The organism is Pseudomonas sp. E45-MNA-CIBAN-0222, assembly GCF_040310405.1.
In the GTDB taxonomy this organism is placed as follows: domain Bacteria; phylum Pseudomonadota; class Gammaproteobacteria; order Pseudomonadales; family Pseudomonadaceae; genus Stutzerimonas; species Stutzerimonas stutzeri_AC.
Genome location: NZ_JBEOPU010000004.1, coordinates 72,634 through 92,393, shown reverse-complemented (window position 1 = coordinate 92,393; position 19,760 = coordinate 72,634). Strand labels below are relative to the sequence as shown.

Annotated in this window: 16 protein-coding genes and 1 pseudogene; 9 read left to right on the top strand and 8 right to left on the bottom strand. The window is 65.4% G+C overall.

Going from position 1 to position 19,760, the window contains the following annotated elements; genetic code table 11:
- Positions 1-4 precede the first annotated feature (4 nt).
- The 5 genes and pseudogenes from AAEZ08_RS07615 to AAEZ08_RS07595 all read left to right on the top strand — a co-directional run bounded on the left by AAEZ08_RS07615 (position 5) and on the right by AAEZ08_RS07595 (position 5,915).
- Positions 5-2,067: pseudogene (locus tag AAEZ08_RS07615) on the top strand (TonB-dependent receptor plug domain-containing protein).
- A complete protein-coding gene (locus AAEZ08_RS07610) occupies positions 2,067-3,059 on the top strand; it encodes an ABC transporter substrate-binding protein (RefSeq protein WP_500124006.1) in 993 nt (330 codons plus the stop codon). The pseudogene AAEZ08_RS07615 and the gene AAEZ08_RS07610 overlap by 1 nt, the downstream one beginning before the upstream one ends.
- Positions 3,056-3,847: an ABC transporter permease gene (locus AAEZ08_RS07605; RefSeq protein ID WP_019340816.1), complete on the top strand. Its 792-nt coding sequence runs from the start codon at positions 3,056-3,058 to the stop codon at positions 3,845-3,847. Before AAEZ08_RS07610 ends, AAEZ08_RS07605 begins: the two co-directional genes overlap by 4 nt.
- A complete protein-coding gene (locus AAEZ08_RS07600) occupies positions 3,844-4,668 on the top strand; it encodes an ABC transporter ATP-binding protein (RefSeq protein WP_102821290.1) in 825 nt (274 codons plus the stop codon). The genes AAEZ08_RS07605 and AAEZ08_RS07600 overlap by 4 nt, the downstream gene beginning before the upstream one ends.
- Positions 4,662-5,915 (top strand): NnrS family protein, encoded by a 1,254-nt coding sequence (locus AAEZ08_RS07595; protein ID WP_003282417.1) that lies wholly within the window; start codon positions 4,662-4,664, stop codon positions 5,913-5,915. The genes AAEZ08_RS07600 and AAEZ08_RS07595 overlap by 7 nt, the downstream gene beginning before the upstream one ends.
- Positions 5,916-6,097: 182 nt before the next feature.
- Here AAEZ08_RS07595 and AAEZ08_RS07590 read toward each other — a convergent pair whose 3' ends face one another.
- From AAEZ08_RS07590 to AAEZ08_RS07580, 3 genes are all read right to left on the bottom strand, one after another.
- Positions 6,098-6,868: a MetQ/NlpA family ABC transporter substrate-binding protein gene (locus AAEZ08_RS07590; RefSeq protein WP_003282415.1), complete on the bottom strand. Its 771-nt coding sequence runs from the start codon at positions 6,866-6,868 to the stop codon at positions 6,098-6,100.
- Positions 6,869-7,066: 198 nt separating this feature from the next.
- The gene (locus AAEZ08_RS07585; protein WP_003282413.1) at positions 7,067-7,744 is read right to left on the bottom strand and encodes a methionine ABC transporter permease; all 678 of its coding nucleotides are present in this window, start codon (positions 7,742-7,744) and stop codon (positions 7,067-7,069) included.
- Positions 7,744-8,751, bottom strand: coding sequence for a methionine ABC transporter ATP-binding protein (locus tag AAEZ08_RS07580; RefSeq protein ID WP_003282411.1), 1,008 nt, complete (start codon positions 8,749-8,751; stop codon positions 7,744-7,746). The genes AAEZ08_RS07585 and AAEZ08_RS07580 overlap by 1 nt, the downstream gene beginning before the upstream one ends.
- Positions 8,752-8,977: 226 nt before the next feature.
- Between AAEZ08_RS07580 and katE the strand changes: the two genes are divergently transcribed.
- Together katE and AAEZ08_RS07570 are read left to right on the top strand one after the other, a co-directional pair.
- Positions 8,978-11,152 (top strand): catalase HPII, encoded by a 2,175-nt coding sequence (katE, locus tag AAEZ08_RS07575; protein WP_500124096.1) that lies wholly within the window; start codon positions 8,978-8,980, stop codon positions 11,150-11,152.
- Between the two features lie 202 nt (positions 11,153-11,354).
- Positions 11,355-12,839 (top strand): DASS family sodium-coupled anion symporter, encoded by a 1,485-nt coding sequence (locus AAEZ08_RS07570; RefSeq protein ID WP_003282408.1) that lies wholly within the window; start codon positions 11,355-11,357, stop codon positions 12,837-12,839.
- Between the two features lie 41 nt (positions 12,840-12,880).
- Here the strand turns inward: AAEZ08_RS07570 and AAEZ08_RS07565 are convergent, their stop codons facing one another.
- The 4 genes from AAEZ08_RS07565 to zur are packed head-to-tail and all read right to left on the bottom strand — an operon-like array spanning position 12,881 to position 15,441.
- Positions 12,881-13,402: a YgjP-like metallopeptidase domain-containing protein gene (locus tag AAEZ08_RS07565; protein WP_003282407.1), complete on the bottom strand. Its 522-nt coding sequence runs from the start codon at positions 13,400-13,402 to the stop codon at positions 12,881-12,883.
- The gene (gene znuB, locus AAEZ08_RS07560) at positions 13,402-14,187 is read right to left on the bottom strand and encodes a zinc ABC transporter permease subunit ZnuB (protein WP_042926635.1); all 786 of its coding nucleotides are present in this window, start codon (positions 14,185-14,187) and stop codon (positions 13,402-13,404) included. Before znuB ends, AAEZ08_RS07565 begins: the two co-directional genes overlap by 1 nt.
- 1 nt (position 14,188) lies before the next feature.
- Positions 14,189-14,959, bottom strand: coding sequence for a zinc ABC transporter ATP-binding protein ZnuC (gene znuC / locus AAEZ08_RS07555; RefSeq protein WP_102821285.1), 771 nt, complete (start codon positions 14,957-14,959; stop codon positions 14,189-14,191).
- The gene (gene zur / locus AAEZ08_RS07550) at positions 14,956-15,441 is read right to left on the bottom strand and encodes a zinc uptake transcriptional repressor Zur (protein ID WP_003282403.1); all 486 of its coding nucleotides are present in this window, start codon (positions 15,439-15,441) and stop codon (positions 14,956-14,958) included. The genes znuC and zur overlap by 4 nt, the downstream gene beginning before the upstream one ends.
- 64 nt (positions 15,442-15,505) lie before the next feature.
- On the opposite strand from zur, the gene znuA reads away from it, so the two are divergent.
- Entirely contained in the window at positions 15,506-16,498 is a 993-nt protein-coding gene (gene znuA, locus AAEZ08_RS07545; protein WP_500124005.1) for a zinc ABC transporter substrate-binding protein ZnuA, read from the top strand.
- 201 nt (positions 16,499-16,699) lie between these two features.
- On the opposite strand, the gene aptA is transcribed toward znuA, so the two are convergent.
- Complete coding sequence (gene aptA, locus AAEZ08_RS07540; RefSeq protein ID WP_125023987.1) at positions 16,700-18,025, bottom strand: omega-aminotransferase AptA; 1,326 nt, start codon at positions 18,023-18,025, stop codon at positions 16,700-16,702.
- A gap of 191 nt (positions 18,026-18,216) precedes the next feature.
- On the opposite strand from aptA, the gene AAEZ08_RS07535 reads away from it, so the two are divergent.
- Positions 18,217-19,710, top strand: coding sequence for an aldehyde dehydrogenase (locus AAEZ08_RS07535; RefSeq protein WP_500124004.1), 1,494 nt, complete (start codon positions 18,217-18,219; stop codon positions 19,708-19,710).
- Positions 19,711-19,760 lie beyond the last annotated feature (50 nt).

Here is a 19,760-nt window from a genome sequence, read left to right as displayed (position 1 = left end):
CTCGATGATTCTCCGCCTTCACCCGCTAGCCCTGGCCTGCCTGGCCGTCAGCACCTCTTCCGTACTCGCCGCCCCCTGGAGTTGCAGGAAACGGTCGTCACCGCCAAGGGCTACGAGGCCGCGACGCAGGACATTCCGCAAGCCATCGAGGTCCTGCAAGCACAGCCAACTGAAACGGCAGCACCGGCCGGCAGCCTGTTCCGCGGAAAGCCGGGCCTGGCCGTGCACAGCGACGGCGCTTGGGGCCAGAACCCGGTGCTACGCGGTATGAAGAAGGAAAGCGTGGTGCTGATGGTCGACGGCGTACGGGTCAACTCCGGCCAGCCGCAGGGCTCGCTGGCCTCCATGCTCGATCTCGGCCTGCTGGAACGCGCCGAGGTGGTCAAGGGGCCGGGCTCGGTGCTGTACGGCAGTGGGGCCATGGGCGGGGTGGTCAACCTGATCACGCCGCAGGCACGCTTCACCGAGCAGGACGAGCGCAGCGGACGTTTCTCCACCAGCGCCAGCAGCGTCGACAAGGGCTTCACTGGCGCCACGCTGCTGCGCGACTCCAGCAGCGATCATGCGCTGGTGCTGGGCGTTGCCGGGCGCAAGGTCAACGACTACAAGAGCCCCAACGGTACCGAAGAGAACACCGGCTACAGCTCCGATACCCTGCTGCTCAAGTACAAGCAGCGCCTGGCCGAGGATGTCAGCGTCAACCTGAACGTCCAGCGCCACACCGACCGCGACGTCTGGTACCCGGGCTCGGCGCGTACCGGTGGCCAGCCGGGCGGTGCCGGCATCCCGGTACCACTCGGCACCGCGACCATCCATTCGCCGGAACAGCAGCGCGAGCTATTCCAGATCGGCCTGGAAAACGGCCTCGGGGAAGGCACCCTGACCACCGAACTCTATCGTCAGGAGGTCTACCGGGAGATACGTGCCTACTCCGAACGGCTCGATCGCGACTACGTACGCAATAACGTCAGCTTCATCACCCACGGGCTGCGCTCGAGCTGGGTCGTGCCGGTCGCCGATCACCTGCTGACGGTGGGCGTCGACGGTTGGAAGATGACCGGCGATCCGGAGCGCTACGTGGATGGCCCGCCGACCTTCAACAACAACCAGCGCAACGACCCCTTCAAGGATGCCGAGATCGAGTCCTACGGACTGTTCGTGCAGGATGAATTCGACCTCGGCCAGACACGCCTGACGGCCGGCGCCCGCTACGACCGCATCAGCGCCGACGCCCGAGCCAAAGGCAACGGCCCGTCGTTTAGAACCAGCGGCCTGGACAGCACCGACCACAACCTGTCGTGGTCGCTGGGCGCGCTGCATCCGCTGACTGACACCCTGAACCTCTACGCCAACGTCGGCCAGGCCTACCGCGCCGCCGACATGCGCGAGCGCTACGACGATGCGCCGCGCGGCGACGGCTACTTCCACGTCGGCAACCCGCAGCTGGACCCGGAGCGCTCCACTAGTTTCGAGCTCGGCCTCAAGGGTAACGATGGCGATTTCACCTATCAGCTGGCGGCCTTCCACACCCGCATCGACGATTACATCGCCGGTCGTGTGACCGGCACCAACGCCCCGAACGGGCTGCCGATCAAGCGCACCGAGAACCTCGACAAAGTGGTGATCTACGGCCTTGAAGGCAGCGCCAGCAAGGGCGTCGGCGCGTTCGTGGTGGACGGCAGCTTCACCTGGCTGCGCGGCGAGAACAAACAGGACGACGAACCACTGCACCAGATGCCAGCCCACGAGTTGACCCTGGGCATCGGCCAGCCAGCCGAGCGCGGCCTCTACTGGCATGCGCAGCTGCGTGCCGTCGCCGAGCAGGATCCTGTAGCGACCGAGTTCACCCGCGGCGGCGAGGACCGTACCGCAGGCTTCGTTACCGCCGATGCCAGCCTCGGCTGGGGCTTCGGCAGGATCGGCGTGCTGCAGACCGCCAACCTCGATGCGCGCCTGAGCAACCTGTTCGACAAGGCCTACCACGAGCATCTGGCTGACGGCATCAGCGGCAACGAGCTGCAAGCACCCGGGCGCGGCATCACCGTCGCGCTGAGCGGGAGCTTCTGATGCTCCGCCATCTGCTGATGGTCGTCCTGCTGGCTGCCGGTACACCGGCACTGGCGGACAAGCTGCCGCGCCTGGTCCTGGCCGGCCCTTCTTCGTCGGTATCGAATCCGCTGATCCACATGGTCGAATCCGGAGCACTGGACGACCTGGCGGACAAGGTGGAATTCGTTAGCTGGCGCGACCCCGACCAACTGCGCCTGCTGGCGCTGAACCAGCAGGCGGACGTGCTGGCCATGCCGGTCAACGTCGCGGCCAACCTCTATAACCGCGGCGCCAAGCTGCGCATGCTCAACGTTTCGACCTGGGGTCTGCTCTGGCTGGTGTCCCGCGAACAGGGCCTGAGCACCCTCGACGACCTGCGCGGCAAGGAAATCGCCATGCCGTTCCGCGGCGACATGCCGGACATCCTCTTCGGCCTGCTGGCCGAGCGTGCCGGCATCGATGTGCGCAAGGACCTGCGTTTGCGCTACGTCGCCACGCCCATCGACGCCATGCAGCTATTGCTGATGCGCCGTACCGACCACGCCCTGCTCGCCGAGCCGGCCATCTCCATGGCCCTGCGCAAGGCCAGCGAAGGGCCGCTGGGACTGGTCGCGCCGGATCTGTATCGCAGCGTCGACCTGCAACAGGAATGGGGCCGTCTGTTGCAACGCGAAGCACGCATCCCGCAGGCTGGCATCGCGCTGATGGCCAGCGTGAAAGACCAGCCGCAAATCGCCGCGCGAATCGCCCAGGCCTACGCCGACTCGCTGCAATGGTGCGGCGCCAACGCCGAGCGCTGCGGCCAGCTGGTCGCCAGGCATCTGCCGATGCTCAGCGCCGAAGCGGTGAGCGATTCGTTGGCCGTGGCGCAGATGGAGGCCGTGCCCGCCGCCGAGGCGCGGGCGGAAGTGGAGTTTCTGTTCGAGCTGCTGTTGCAAAAGAATCCGGCGCTGATCGGCGGCAAGCTGCCGGCCGATGACTTCTACTCGCCAGTCAGCGATCAGCCATGAGCCTCCTGCGCAGCTGGCTGACCAGCCTGCCCGGCTATCTGTGGAGCGGCTGGGGCGCGCTGGCCAGCCTGTTTCTGTTGCTGGCCGCCTGGGAGGCAGTGGCCAGTCACTATGGCGCGCTGGTGCTGCCGGCGCCGCTGGAGACCTTTTCCCGCCTGCTCCAGCTGATCGATGAAGGTGCCGCCTGGCCGGAGCTGCTGGCCACCAGTCGCCGGGCGCTGCTCGGCTTTGCCCTGTCCGTGGCAGTCGGCAGCGTGCTCGGGCTCGCCGCCGGTGTCTCCATGACCGCCTCGATGATGGCGCGGCCGCTGGTCACCGTGCTCATGGGCATGCCGCCAATCGCCTGGCTGGTACTGGCGATGCTCTGGTTCGGCGCCAGCGACGGCACTCCGGTGTTCACCGTGTTCATCGCCAGCTTTCCGCTGGTGTTCGTCGGCGCACTGCAAGGCACCCGCACGCTGGATAACCAGCTCAAGGACATGGCCCTGGCATTCCGTCTGCCGCGGCGGATGCTGTTGCTCGATGTCTATCTACCGCACGTCGTCTCCTACCTGTTCCCCGCGTGGATCACCGCGCTCGCCATGGCCTGGAAGATCGTGGTGATGGCCGAACTGCTGGCCACCCAGGATGGCGTCGGCGCCGCCCTGGCGGTGTCACGCTCGCACCTGGACACCAGCGCGACCATGGCCTGGATCACCGCGGTGGTCGGCCTGCTGCTGGCGGTGGAGTACCTGCTGCTGGAACCGATCAAGCGCGAAGTCGAGCGCTGGCGCGAGGTGCCTTCATGACGCAATTGCATATCCACGGCCTGGCCCACGCCTTCGGCCGCGACGAGATCTTCAGCGGCATTGACTTCAACCTGGCAGCGGGTGAAGTGGTCGCCCTAGTCGGCCCCTCCGGCTGCGGCAAGACCACCCTGCTGCACCTCTGTGCCGGACTGCTGGACGTACAGCAAGGACGCATCGACAACGGTTTCGGCAACCCCGCCAGCATGTTCCAGCAACCGCGGCTGCTGCCGTGGAAGACCACGCTCGACAACATCGCCCTGGGGCTCAAGGCGGCCGGCATGGCGCGGCAGCAACGCCTGCAGCAAGCCAGTTCCCTCGCGCTGCGCCTGGGCCTGGCCGCGGGCGATCTCGGCAAGTTTCCGCACCAGCTTTCCGGCGGCATGCAGAGCCGCGTCTCCCTGGCGCGGGCGCTCGTGCTGCAGCCGGATCTGCTGCTGCTCGACGAACCCTTCGCCGCGCTGGATATCGGCCTCAAGGAAGACCTTTATGCCCTGCTGCTGGCCGAGCAGGCCGCACGCGGCATGGGCGTGCTGATGATCACCCACGACCTGATGGAAGCCGTGCGCCTGGCCGACCGCATCCTGGTCATGGCGGCGGCGCCGGGGCGCATCGTCAGCCACCTGGAGCTGGATCTGCCAGCCGTGCAGCGCAGCGATGCCTGGATCTACCAGCACACCGCCGAGCTGCTGCAGTTGCCGGCCGTAAGAGAGAGTTTCGGCCTGGCCACCCGCGCGCCGCAGACCTTGCCTAACGCTGCCAAAGTCGCCATTCGCGAGGCGGCACCCTTACCCCTCGCCAGCAGAGCACGCTCACGATGCTGAAAACCTTATTGCCGCGACTCGCCAACTGGTCGCTGCTGCTGTGCAGCTTCCGCCCGCTGTTTCTCGCCACCGTGCTGCTGGCTGCGGTGGGTGTTGCACTCTGGCTGGGGTTTCTCGGTTTCGGGATACCGCTGCCAGGCGTGCCGGGCGGTCCGCTGGTCTGGCATGCCCACGAAATGCTGCTCGGCTTCGGCCTTGCGGCAGTCGCCGGCTTCGTCCTCACTGCGGTGCCGGAATTTACCTCCACCGCGGCATTCGGTCGGCAGGTAGGTTTCGGCTTTCTACTGCTGTGGCTAGCGGCTCGGCTGAGCTTCTGGCTTTCCGGCGTCATCGGGCCGTGGCCGGCGGCGCTGTTCAACAGTGCCTTCGCCATCGCCCTGGTTGTGCTGCTCGCCCCGCGCCTGCTGGGCGACCCGCTACGCCGGCAGTACGGCTTTTTCGGTGGACTCGGCGCGCTGGCGCTGGTGACTGTGGGCTTTCATGTCGACGCCGTCGCCGGCCAGTACCCGATGCGCTGGCTGTATGCTGGCATCGGCGTGATGATGGTGCTGATCGTGGTGGCCATGAGCCGAATCTCCATGCGCATCCTCAACGACGCCATTCAGGCACGCCGGGATGCCGGGCACGAAGTGGACGAGGACTACCGCGCGCGCGCGCCACGACGCAACCTGGCGATCTTCTGCATCAGCCTGTTCACCCTCGCCGAATGGCTGGCCCTCCCGGCGCCGCTGAACGGCTGGCTGGCCCTGGCCGCAGCCGCCGCGATGTTCAACCTGCTCAACGACTGGCACATCGGCCGCGCGCTGCTGGAGCGTTGGTCGCTGATGCTCTACAGCGTGTACTGGCTGATGGCGCTGGGCTATGGCGCACTGGGTGTCTCGCTGCTCGCTGACGGTTTTGCCAGCAGCGCCGGGCGCCATCTGCTGACACTTGGGGCCATGGGCGTATCGATTCTGGCCGTGCTGTGCATCGCGGGGCGTACTCACAGCGGTTACGCACTGGATCAGCGGCGCTGGGTACCGATCGCAGCCTGCCTGCTGGTGCTCGCCGCGCTGCTGCGTGCCCTCGCCGGGCTGCCCGGCGCTCCCGTACCCCTGCTGAACATGCTCGCCGGGCTTGGTTGGCTGACAGCCTTTGCCCTGTCCATGGGCTACTTGGCGCCGATCTGGCTGAAAGGTCGGCCTGATGGTGGGCAGGGTTGTGACGAGCCGGTGGGAGCGGATGCAGGAGGTGGCTGCCGCGTCTGATGGTCTTGTCCCGGTCTCGCATGATGATCTGGAGCGAAACGCAGCTTGGTATTGGCGTTGCAGCTTGCCCCGCCAAGCACGGCACCCACGGCTCGGTCAGCCCAGCTTCGCGACGGCGACCCGCTGGATATAAAAAACCCCGCCGAGGCGGGGTTTTCTGTCACTGGGCAATGCTGTCGCGGTCAGAAGGCCGGAACGACGGCGCCCTTGTATTTTTCCTGGATGAACTGACGCACTTCCTCGCTGTGCAGCGCGGCGGCCAGTTTCTGCATGGCGTCGCTGTCCTTGTTGTCCGGACGGGCCACCAGAATGTTCACGTAGGGCGAGTCGCTGCCCTCGATCACCAGCGCGTCTTCAGTGGGATTCAGCTTGGCCTCCAGCGCGTAGTTGGTGTTGATCAGCGCCAGGTCGACCTGGGTCAGCACGCGCGGCAGGGTCGCGGCTTCCAGCTCACGCACCTTGATGCGCTTGGGGTTGTCGGCAATGTCCTTCGGCGTGGCAGTGATGCCGGCGCCATCCTTGAGGCTGATCACGCCGGCCTTGGCCAGCAGCAGCAGGGCGCGGCCGCCGTTGGTGGCGTCGTTGGGGATGACCACGTTGGCGCCATTGGGCAGCGCATCCAGCGACTTGTGCTTGCTGGAATAAGCACCGAAGGGCTCGATATGCACGCCGGCTACGCTCACCAGATCGGTGCCCTTGCCCTTGTTGAATTCATCCAGGTAAGGCTGATGCTGGAAGAAGTTGGCGTCCAGGCGCTTCTCGGCGACCTGGATGTTCGGCTGCACGTAGTCGGTGAAGACTTTCACGTTCAGCGTTACGCCTTGCTCGGCCAGTTGCGGTTTGACGAACTCCAGCAGCTCGGCGTGCGGTACTGCGGTGGCAGCCACGTTCAAGGTTTCGGCCTGCGCGGAAAATGCGGCAACGGCGGCCAGGGCGACAATCAGTTTCTTCATCGTTCGGTTCCTTCGTAGGTAGATCAGGGTGCGAAGTTCGCTCGCCCTAGCAAGCCGTCGAAAAACTAGCTGCGTTGGCAATACTGCGTTAAAAACAGGCTCGGACTGCTCATTTAGAGTACTAAACTCCGCGTCCTCGCCTGTTTTTGCCTTGTCTTGCCTGCCTCGCCTACGTTTTTTCAACGGCCTGCTGATGGTTCATTTGCGCGAAAAATGGGTGACCAGCCTGTCGCCGACGCTTTGCAGCACCTGCACCAGCACCAGCAGCAGGACCACGGTGACAACCATCACGTCGGTCTGGAAACGCTGGTAGCCAAAGCGGATGGCCAGATCACCGAGGCCGCCGGCCCCCACCACACCGGCCATCGCGGTGTAGGAGACCAGAGTGATGGCAGTGACGGTAATGGCGGCGATGATGCCCGGACGCGCTTCCGGCAGCAATGCGCTGAATATGATCTGCCGCGTCGTCGCGCCCATGGCCTGGGTCGCCTCGATGATGCCGCGGTCCACTTCGCGCAGTGCGGTTTCCACCAGGCGGGCGAAGAACGGAGCGGCGCCCACCACCAGTGGCGGGATGGCCCCAGCGACGCCCAGCGAGGTGCCGGTGATCAGCACGGTGAACGGAATCATAACGATCAGCAGGATGATGAACGGCAGCGAGCGCAGCACGTTGACCACGAACGACAGCGCGGCATACAGCGGGGCATTCTCGAACAGCTGGCGCGGGCCGCTGAGAAACAGCAGCACGCCCAGCGGCAGGCCAAGCAGGATGGTGAACAGCAGCGAGCCGCCGAGCATCAGCAAGGTGTCCAGCGTGGCCAGCCAGATCTCGTACCAGTCCACATTCCCCAACAAAGAGCTGAAAAGGGCTTCCATCAGCGCAGCACCTCCACATGCACATCAGCGGCCTGCAGTCGCGCCATTGCCGCGGTCATGTCACCGCCGATCAGCGCCAGGGTGAGCTGGCCGTAGGGGGTGTCCTTGATGCGGTCGATGCGCCCGGAAAGGATGCTGTAGTCGACGCCGGTTTCGCGGGCGACGGTGCCCAGCAGCGGCTTGTAGGTGGAATCGCCCTGGAAGGTCAGACGCAGGATGCGGCCCGGCACGTGGGCGAAGTCATCGTGCATCTCGCTTTCGTCCATCGCCTCGTCTTCCAGCACGAAGCGCTGGGTGGTCGGATGCTTGGGGTGCAGGAACACCTCGGTCACCGGGCCCTGTTCGACGATGGCACCGGCATCCATCACCGCGACGCGGTCGCAGACGCGGCGGATCACGTCCATCTCGTGGGTGATCAGCACGATGGTCAGCTTCAACTCGCGGTTGATCTCGGCCAGCAGTTGCAGCACCGATGCGGTGGTCTGCGGGTCGAGGGCGCTGGTGGCCTCGTCGCAGAGCAGGATGCTCGGCTCGGTGGCCAGCGCGCGAGCGATGCCGACGCGCTGCTTCTGGCCACCGGAGAGCTGCGCAGGATATTTGCGTGCGTGGTCCTTGAGGCCGACGCGGTCAAGCAGGGCGGCGACGCGGGCGTCGATCTCGCTGCGCGAGCGGATGCCGGCCAGGCGCAGCGGCATGGCGACGTTGTCGGCCACGGTCTTGGACATCAGCAGGTTGAAGTGCTGGAAGATCATCCCGACGCGCTGGCGAAAGCGCCGCAGACCGTCGGCATCGAGCGCGGTGACATCTTCACCGTTGACCAGGATGCGCCCGCCGGAGGGTTCCTCGAGGCGGTTGATCAGACGCAGCAGCGTGCTCTTGCCGGCGCCAGAGTGGCCGATCAGGCCGAAGACTTCACCGGCGGCGATCTCCAGCTGCGTCGGCTGCAGGGCAGGGACGTCTCTGCCGCCGGTCCGATAGGTTTTGTGGACTTGATGGAATTCGATCACGGGCGAACCTTGTGGGTGCGGCGTTCGTTGCCGGGATATTCGGCGAAAGCCGGGCATTCTACCCGTTTGGCGGCGAGGTCGCTTGCCTGACCCGCTGCCATTGACTAAGTGCATGGCAGTGATAGTCAAAGCAAATCGAATATTTGGGCAACCATGCAGGCGATGTTGGGGTCATTAACCGGGTACGCCGTGAAAAGATCGTGTAACTGGCCTCGATTGTGGCCCGATCGCTCGCGGTTCAGCTCACCGCAAATGGAGGCCCATCATGACCGACAAGACCCCTAAACAGAGCGAACTGGCCGGCACCGATACCGTCGACCGCGCCAATCACAACGCCAAGCTCGATCAGCTGGAAGAGTTTCGCAGCGACGCCACCGGCGAGGCGCTGCGCACCAATCAGGGCGTGAAGATCGCCGACAACCAGAACACTCTCAAGGCTGGCGATCGTGGGCCCTCGCTGCTCGAAGATTTCATCATGCGCGAGAAGATCACCCATTTCGACCATGAGCGCATCCCCGAGCGCATCGTGCATGCCCGCGGTGCCGCGGCGCACGGCGTGTTCCAGAGCTACGCCGATCACAGCTGGTTGACCAAGGCCTCGTTCCTTTCCGCCGAAGGCAAGGAAACCCCGGTCTTCACGCGCTTCTCCACCGTGCAGGGTTCGCGCGGCTCGGCGGATACCGTGCGCGACGTGCGCGGCTTCGCCACCAAGTTCTACACCGACGAGGGCAACTTCGACCTGGTCGGCAACAACATGCCGGTGTTCTTCATTCAGGACGCGATCAAGTTTCCCGACTTCGTGCATGCAGTCAAACCTGAGCCGCACAACGAGATCCCGCAGGCGCAGTCGGCCCACGACAGCTTCTGGGACTTCGTCTCGCTGACGCCGGAATCGGCGCACATGGTGCTCTGGACCATGTCCGACCGCGCCCTGCCGCGCAGCTACCGGGCGATGGAAGGCTTCGGCGTACACACCTTCCGCCTGATCAATGCCGAGGGCATCAGCCGCTTCGTCAAGTTCCACTGGAAGCCGGTGGCCGGCGCCTTCTCGCTGGTCTGGGACGAAACGCTGAAGATCGCCGGCAAGGACCCGGACTTCAACCGCCGCGACATGTGGGAGTCCATCGAGATGGGCGACTACTTCGAGTGGGAGCTGGGCGTGCAGGTGGTGGAAGAGGCCGACGAGCACAAGTTCGATTTCGACCTGCTCGACCCGACCAAGATTATCCCCGAGGAGCTGGTGCCGGTGCAGAAGCTCGGCAAGATGACCCTCAACCGCAACCCGGACAACTTCTTCGCCGAAACCGAGCAGGCCGCCTTCCACATCGGCCACATCGTGCCGGGCATCGACTTCACCAACGATCCGCTGCTGCAGGGCCGGTTGTTCTCCTACACCGACACCCAGCTGCTGCGTCTCGGTGGGCCGAACTTCCACGAGATCCCGATCAACCGTCCGCTGTGTCCGTTCCACAACAACCAGCGCGACGCCTTCCATCGCCAGACGATCCACAAGGGCCGCGCCAACTACGAGCCGAACTCGATCGACAGCGGCTGGCCCAAAGAAACCCCGCCGGCAGCTCAGGGCGGCGGTTTCGAGAGCTATCCCGAGCGCGTCGAAGGCCACAAGATCCGCAACCGCAGCGAGTCCTTCGGCGACCACTTCTCCCAGGCCACGCTGTTCTGGAACAGCATGAGCGGCCCGGAGAAGGAGCACATCATCGGCGCCTATACCTTTGAGCTGGGCAAGGTGGAGCGGGTGTTCATCCGCGAGCGTCAGGTCAATGAAATCCTCGCCAACATCGACCTGGAGCTGGCCCGCCGTGTCGCCGAAAACCTGGGTCTGCCGGCGCCGAGCGCACCGACCGTCACCACCAAGGCTTCCAGCGTGCAAAGTTCGCCGGCACTAAGCCTGATGAACCATGCGCCGGGCAATATCAAGTCGCGCAAGGTGACCATCCTGGTAGCCAACGGCGTCGATGGTGCGGCGATCGACGCCTTCAAGGCCAAGTTGGCCTCGGAGGGCGCGCTAGCCAAGATCATCGGGCCGTCACCGGCTCCGGTGAAAACGGCGGACGGCAAGATGCTGCCGGTGGATGCCGCGATGGATGGTATGCCCTCGGTGATGTTCGATGCCGTGTTCGTCCCGGGCGGCGCCGATGCGGCGGCAGCCATGGCCAAATCCGGCGAGGCCAAGCACTACGTGCTGGAGGCCTACAAGCACCTGAAACCTATCGTCATGCTCGGCGCCGCGCGTCCGCTGCTGGCGACCCTGGGCCTGCAGCCCGACGCTGGTCTGCTGGAAGGCGATGATGTGGATGGGGTGTTCGGCAACTTTGCCCAGGCACTCGGTCAGCATCGCGTCTGGGCGCGCGAGACCGCCGCGGAGGCCATCCCCGCCTGAGGTTTGCGCCAGGTTCGAGCAGGCGCCAGCCCGCTCGAACCTGGCTGTGAGCCATCGACCACAGAACGCCGGCGCATGCCGGCGTTCTGCTTTTTTTATTTGGTTAACTCGGCGCAAGGGCCTGCAATAGACCCAGGTCATGGTTGCGGCTGCCTGGCTTGCCCATGCTGTAAGCGTATCTGTCAGCGGATGGAGCCTTACCATGAGCGATACCCAAAATGCAGCCCGTCAGGGACTGCTCGGCATTCCCATCGGCCTACTGGTCGCCGTACTGGCCTTGATTGGCGTGCTGCTGATGCCGTTGCCTGCCGATCTTCCCGTGGCTGGCCAGCGGGTGCTGGCCATCCTTGTGTTTGCAGTGGTGGTGTGGATCACCGAAGCGGTGTCCTACGAGGTCAGCGCGATCATGATCACCGCGCTGCTGGCGTTTCTCGTCGGCACGGCGCCTACGCTGGAAAACCCTGAGGTGGTCTACGGCACCTCCAAAGCGATTAGCATGGGGCTTTCCGGTTTCGCCAATCCGGCATTGGCGCTGGTCGCGGGCGCCCTGTTCATCGCTGCGGCGATGACGCTTACCGGGCTCGACCGTCGCATTGCGCTGATGACCCTCTCCAGGGTCGGCACCAGTTCGCGGCACATTCTCGGCGGTACGCTGGTGGTCATCGTCCTGCTCAGCCTGGTGGTGCCCAGCGCCACGGCGCGCGCCGCCTGCGTGGTGCCGATCATGCTCGGCATCATCACCGCGTTCGGCATCGACAAACGCTCGAATTTCGCCGCCGGCATGATGATCATCGTCGCCCAGGGCACCAGCATCTGGAACATCGGCATCCAGACCGCGGCGGCACAGAACCTGCTGCTGGTGGGCTTCATGGACAAACTGCTAGGTGAGCGAGTCAGCTGGATCGACTGGCTCATCGCCGGCGCACCCTGGGCCGTGCTGATGTCCTTCGTGCTGCTGTTCATCGTGCTCAAGCTGCTGCCGCCGGAAACCGAGCGGATAGCCGGTGGCAAGGAAGCCGTGGCCCGCTCGCTCGCCGAACTCGGGCCGATGACCTCGGCGCAGAAGCGCCTGCTTGCCGTGTCCATCGGGCTGCTGCTGTGCTGGGCCACCGAGGGCAAGCTGCACAGCTTCGACACCACCAGCACCACCTACGCCGGCCTGGTAATCCTGATGCTGCCGCGCATCGGCGTGATGAACTGGAAGGAGGTCCAGACGCGGGTGCCATGGGGTACGGTGATCGTCTTCGGTGTCGGGATCAGCCTCGGCACGGTATTGCTCACGACCCAGGCCGGACAGTGGCTCGGCGCGCAGGTGGTAGCCCACACCGGGCTTGGCGTGGTGGGGCCGCTGGGCATCTTCGCCATCCTTGGCGCCTTTCTCATCGTGATCCACCTGGGCTTTGCCAGTGCCACGGCGCTGACCTCGGCGATGCTGCCGATCCTGATTTCGGTGTTGCTGAGCCTGCCGGGCGACTTCAGCCGGCTGGGGATGACCATGCTGCTCGGTTTCGTCGTCAGTTACGGCTTCATCCTGCCAATCAACGCACCGCAGAACATGGTCTGCCTGGGCACTGAAACCTTCAGCGCCCGGCAGTTCGCCAAGGTCGGCGTGCTGGTGACGCTGATCGGTTATTTGACCATGTTGTTGTTCGCGGCAACCTGGTGGCGCTGGCTGGGCTGGATCTGAGCGCTGCCGGCATGCAACCGCACGCCTGGCGCCATTGGGCGTCAGGCGTAGCCGCCGGGTTCGGCATCCTGGGCCCGCAGCTCGCGCCAATGCAGGAACAGCCGCAGGTCGAACTCGATCTGCCCGTAGCCCGGCAGCATGTGTTCGCACAGCTTGTAGAAGGCGCGGTTGTGCTCGCTCTCGCGCAGGTGGGCGAGCTCGTGCACGACGATCATCCTGAGAAACTCCGGAGCCGCGTCGCGGAACAGCGCGGCGACGCGGATCTCCTTTTTCGCCTTGAGCTTGCCGCCCTGCACCCGTGACACCGCGGTATGCAGGCCCAGCGCCCGATGGGTCAGGTCCAGCCGATTGTCGTAGAGCACCTTGTCGATTGGCGGCGTGCTTTTCAGGTATTCCTGCTTGAGCGTCTGCACGTAGCCGTACAGCGCCTTGTCGTTCTGCACCTCATGCCGTGCGGGGTAACGCCGCTGCAGATAGTCGCCCAGACGCTGCTCGGCGATCAGCTGACGCACCTGAGCCAGCAGCGGCTCGGGGTAGCCGCGCAGGTATTTCAGGTCGCTCATCAGGCGCGTTTCGGCCAGGCGAAGCTGAGCAGGAACAGTGCGGCGGCGCTGACCACGATGGACGGGCCGGCCGGGGTGTCCTCGTACCAGGACAGCGTCAGCCCCAGGCACACGGCGACGATTCCCAGGATGCTCGCGCCCAGCGCCATCTGCTCCGGCGTGCGCGCATGGCGCTGTGCGGCGGCGGCAGGAATGATCAGCAGCGAGGTGATCAGCAGCACGCCGACGATCTTCATCGCCACGGCGATCACCACGGCGATTAACAGCATCAGCGCCAGGCGGATGCCCGCCACCGGCAGGCCTTCGACCTTGGCCAGCTCCTCGTGCACGGTGATCGCCAGCAGCGGCCGCCACAGCGGGATCAGCATCAGCAGCACCAGGGCGCTGCCGCCAACGATCCAGGCCAGATCGCTCGGCCCGACGGCGAGCAGGTCGCCGAACAGATAGCCCATCAGGTCGACGCGCACATCCTTCATGAAACTAAGCGAGACCAGGCCGAGCGACAGCGTGCTGTGGGCCAGGATGCCAAGCAGGGTGTCGGAGGCCAGCGGCTGGCGCTGCTGCAAGGTCACCAGCAGCAGGGCGAGCAGCACGCAGCCGACAGTCACCGCCAGCGTCAGGTTGACGTCCAGCATCAGGCCGAGGGCGACGCCGAACAGCGCGGCGTGGGACAGGGTGTCGCCGAAATAGGCCATGCGCCGCCAGACGACGAAGGAGCCGAGCGGGCCGGCGACCAGCGCCAGGGCGAGGCCGGCGAGCAAGGCGTTGAGTAGGAAATCGGGCATGTCAGTGCTTGCAGTTCGGGCCGTGGACGTGGGGTTTGCCGATCACCACGCTGCCGTGCAGGTCGTGGCTGTGATCGTGCTGATGGTGGTAGATCGCCAGGCTGCGCGCATCCTGGCCGAACAGCTCGACGAAGGCCGGGTCGCTGCTGACCTGCTCCGGATGCCCCGAGCAGCAGACGTGCCGGTTCAGGCAGACCACCTGATCCGTAGCGCTCATCACCAGGTGCAGGTCGTGGGAGACCATCAGCACGCCGCAGCCATAGCGGTCGCGCAGCACGCCGATCAGCCTGTACAGCTCGGCCTGGCCGGAAACGTCGACACCCTGCACCGGTTCGTCCAGCACCAGCAGCTCCGGTTCGCGCAGCAGGGCGCGGGCGAGCAGCACACGCTGCATTTCGCCGCCGGAAATCTTCTGCAGCGGGCTGTCGATGACGTGTTCGGCACCGACTTCACCCAGCGCTGCGAGGGCGCGGACGCGGTCGACGCCGGGGACCAGGCGCAGAAAGCGCAGTACCGACAAGGGCAGGGTGGGATCGACGTGCAGCTTCTGCGGCATGTAGCCGACACGCAGCTTCGGCTTGCGCCAGACCTGCCCCTGATCGGGTTTGAGCAAACCGAGCACGGCACGCACCAGGGTGGTCTTGCCAGCGCCGTTAGGGCCGATCAGGGTGACGATCTCGCCGCGATGCACCTGCAGTTGCGCGCCTTCCAGCACGTTCTGATTGGCAAAGCGCACGTGGATGTCATCCAGCCTCAGCAGCACTTCGCTCATGCGGCTTTCCGGCAGTTCGAGCAGAGCCCGACGACTTCCACGGTCTGGCCCTCGACGGCAAAACCGACGCTGCCGGCGGCGCTGTCGATGGCGGCGGCGATGGCCGGCTGCTCAAGCTCGATGGCGGTGTGGCAATTGCGGCAGATGAGGAACTGGCCCTGGTGCGGATGCTCCGGGTGGTTGCAACCCATGAAGGCATTGAGCGACGCGATGCGATGCACCAGGCCGTTTTCCAGCAGGAAATCCAGCGCACGGTAAACGGTGGGCGGCGCTGCACGACGGCCATCCTGCTCGCTCAGCACGGCGAGAATGTCGTAGGCGCCGAGCGGCCTGTGGCTTTGCCAGACCAGCTCCAGCACGCGCTTGCGCAAGGCGGTCAGGCGTACGCCCTGGCGTGCGCAAAGGCTGTCGGCTTCGGCCAACGCATGGCTGACGCAGTGGTCGTGGTCGTGGGGCGTGCAGGCCAGTGGAGTCTTGGACATGGGCGGCGACGTGTAAGGGGAGAGACGTTATTATGTACCAATTCTTTCCGTTCGAGTGATGCCCGTGAATCGTCTTTGCTCCCTTCCGTTGCTGGCGGCGCTGCTCGCTGGCGCCGCCTCTGCCCAGGCTGAAGTCCGTGTACTGACCAGCATCAAGCCGCTGCAGCTGATCGCCGCAGCGGTACAAGACGGCGTAGGCGAACCCGATGTGCTGCTGCCGGCCAGCGCTTCGGCGCACCATTACTCGCTGCGCCCGTCCGACGTACGGCGGCTGCGCGATGCCGAGCTGTTCTACTGGATCGGCCCTGATCTGGAGAGCTTCCTGCCGCGTGCGCTGAGCGCTCGCGAAGGCACGACCGTGGCGGTGCAGGACCTGCCGAAGCTGACCCTGCGCCGCTTCGGCGATGCGCATGTCCATGCTGAGAACGATCACGACGAGCACGGCCATGACGACCACGGCACGCATGAAGGTCATGATCATGACGAGCATGACCATTCCGCTCACGCCGACGAGCACGATCACGACCATCGCCCTGGTTCACTGGATGCGCACCTGTGGCTGTTGCCCGCCAACGCTCTGGTGATCGCCGAGCGCATGGCGGAGGATCTGGCTGCAGCCGATCCGGCGAACGCAGAGCAGTATCACGCCAATACGGCGATTTTCGCTCAGCGCATCGCGGCGCTCGATGCGCATCTGAAGCAGCGCTTCGCCAAGGTGCAGAACAAACCATTCTTCGTCTTCCACGAAGCCTACGACTACTTCGAAGCCGCGTACGGCCTGCGCCACGCTGGCGTGTTCAGCGCCGGCGGCGAGGCTCAGCCGGGTGCACGCCACGTCGCGGCGATGCGCGAGCGCCTGCAGCAGGCCGGGCCGAGCTGCGTGTTCAGCGAACCGCCAGCACGACCGCGTCTGGCCGAAACGCTGACCGCCGGCCTGCCGGTGAAGATGGCGGAACTGGACATATTGGGCGTCGGCCTGCCGACGGACGCCAAGGGTTACGAGCGCTTGCTCGAAGGCCTCGGCGACACCCTCGCCGACTGTCTGGAGTCGCTGTGACGTTTTGCGGCCGCTTCGGCTGACCCCTCGCTTCACGGGCAGACCTGCGGCCTGCATCGCCGCGAGGGGCGCCTCCCACGATGAGTGGTTGGCGCAGGCTATTTATTGAGCGGGAGGCATCACTGCGACACAAGCCTTTCGGTTTTGTGCAAACCTGCAGCATGCGAGCGTTGCGGGACGATGCCTCCTCACAAGTGAGCCTCAGCCCGCCTTGCGGATGCCGTCGGCGAGCAGCTCCATCATCTGGTCGATCTCGGCCTTCTCGACGATCAGCGCCGGCGACAGCGCAATGGTGTCGCCGCTGGCGCGTACCAGCAGCCCCTTCTCGAAACACTCGCGGAACACTTCGTAACCGCGCTTGCCGACGCCATCGGCATGGGCGGCGAACTGGATACCCGCGACCAGCCCGACCGTGCGGATATCGATCACGTTGGGGAGGTCGCGCAGGCTGAAAAGCGCTTCCTGCCAGTAGGGCTCCAGGTCGATGGCCTTCTGGAACAGGTTTTCCTGCTGATAGATCTCCTGCGTTGCCAGCGCCGCCGCGCAGGCCACCGGGTGCCCGGAATAGGTGTAACCGTGGAAGAACTCGATGACGCTTTCCGGGCCCTTCATGAAGGCATCGAACAGGTGGTCGGCGACCAGTACCGCCCCCATGGGGATCGCGCCGTTGGTCAGACCCTTGGCGCAGGTGAGGATGTCCGGCGTGACGCCCCAGCGCTGCGCGGCGAAGGCCTCGCCGACACGGCCGAAGCCGGTGATGACCTCATCGAAGATCAGCAGGATGCCGTGTTTGGAAGTGATCTCACGCAGCCGCTGCAGATAGCCAACTGGCGGCAGGATCACCCCGGCCGAGCCGGACATTGGCTCGACGATCACCGCGGCGATGTTCTCCGCACCATGCAGCGTCACCAGCCGCTCCAGCTCATCGGCGCGCTCCACGCCATGCTGCGGCAGGCCCTTGCTGAAGGCGTTGCGCTGCAGATCGAGGGTATGCGGCAGGTGATCGACACCCGGCAGCATCGGGCCGAAGGCGCGGCGGTTGTTGGCCATGCCACCCACCGACATGCCGCCGAAACCGACGCCGTGATAGGCCAGCTCGCGGCCGATCAGCCGCGTACGCGAGCCCTGACCGATGGCGCGCTGATAGGCCAGGGCGATCTTCAGCGCGGTATCCGCCGACTCCGATCCGGAGTTGGTGAAGAACACCCGGTTCAGTCCTTCGGGGCTGATGGCGGCGAGTTTCTCGGCCAGCTCGAAAGGTAGCGGATGGCCCATCTGAAAGGTCGGCGCGAAGTCCATCTTGGCGATCTGCTTGCTCACCGCTTCGCTGATCTCGCGTCGGCCATGGCCGGCATTGCAGCACCAGAGCCCGGCCGTGCCGTCGAGTACCTGGCGGCCGTCGCTCGCCGTGTAATACATGCCCTCGGCGCTCTCCAGCAGGCGCGGCGTGGCCTTGAACTGGCGGTTGGCGGTGAAGGGCATCCAGAAGTGATCGGGCGAGGCGTTGGGATGGAAATCCTGTGACATGGGGCTGGCTCCGGGTGGCGAGCGGCTATGCTGCGACGGCGAGCCGCAGGGTTTTCATCGAGTCTATGTTTAATAAAACGAACAAAACAAGGCGATTGACCGGCCGTTCGTAAAAAATATTGATAGGGTCCGCGCCGCTGGTTTAGGGTGCCTTTTCCACAGCCCGAAGACCTGACTAGAGAGGATGCACCATGCCCACCCTGACCCTCGCCGACTGGCAACAGCGTGCCCGCGACCTGCACATCGAAGGTCGCGCCTTTATCCAGGGTGAGTATTGCGCCGCGGCGGACGGAGGCCAGTTCGACTGCATCAGCCCGGTGGACGGGCGAGTGCTGGCCCAGGTCGCGAGCTGCGACCAGGCCGATGCCGAGCGTGCAGTGGCCAGCGCCCGTGCCGCATTCGAGGCAGGCAGCTGGGCGAAGCTGGCGCCGGCCAAGCGCAAGGCGGTGCTGATCCGCTTCGCCGATCTGCTGGAAGCGAACCGCGAGGAACTGGCCCTGCTGGAGACCCTCGACATGGGCAAGCCGATCGGCGACTCGCAGGCGGTGGACATTCCCGGTGCCGCGCGGGCGCTGCGCTGGAGCGGCGAGGCGATCGACAAGATCTACGACGAGGTAGCGGCTACGCCCCATGACCAGCTCGGCCTGGTCACCCGCGAGCCGGTCGGCTTGGTGGCGGCCATCGTGCCGTGGAATTTCCCCCTGATGATGGCCTGCTGGAAGCTCGGCCCGGCGCTGGCCACAGGCAACTCGGTGGTGCTCAAGCCCTCCGAGAAGTCGCCGCTGACGGCCATCCGCATCGCCCAGCTGGCGATCGACGCCGGCATTCCGGCCGGCGTACTGAATGTTCTGCCGGGCTACGGCCACACCGTCGGCAAGGCGCTGGCGCTGCACATGGACGTCGATACCCTGGTCTTCACCGGCTCCACCCGCGTAGCCAAGCAGCTGATGATCTATGCCGGCGAGTCGAACATGAAGCGCGTCTGGCTGGAGGCGGGCGGCAAGAGCCCGAACATCGTCTTCGCCGACGCGCCCGATCTGCAGGCGGCAGCGCAAGCCGCGGCCGGCGCCATTGCTTTCAACCAGGGCGAGGTCTGCACCGCCGGCTCACGGCTGCTGGTGGAGCGATCGATCAGGGAGCGCTTCCTGCCCATGGTGGTCGAGGCGCTCAAGGGCTGGAAACCGGGCAATCCACTGGACCCGGCGACCAACGTCGGCGCGCTGGTGGATACCCAGCAGCTGAATACCGTGCTCGGCTACATCGACGCCGGGCGTGAGGCGGGGGCGCAGGTGCTGATCGGCGGTCAGCGTACGCTGGAGGAAACCGGCGGGCTGTACGTCGAGCCGACCATCTTCGATGGCGTCGACAATGCGATGAAGATCGCTCAGGAGGAAATCTTCGGCCCGGTGCTGTCGGTGATCACCTTCGACAGCGCCGAGGAAGCGGTGGCGATCGCCAACGACACGCCCTACGGCCTCGCTGCGGCCGTGTGGACCGCTGACCTGTCCAAGGCACACCGCACCGCGCGGGCGTTGCGCGCCGGCAGCGTGTGGGTCAATCAGTACGACGGCGGCGACATGACCGCGCCGTTCGGCGGCTTCAAGCAGTCCGGCAACGGTCGCGACAAGTCACTGCATGCCTTCGACAAGTACACCGAGCTCAAGGCGACCTGGATTCAGCTCTGACGGCATCCGTAGGGTGGATGTCGCTTTTTACATCCACCTTGTTGCACGGC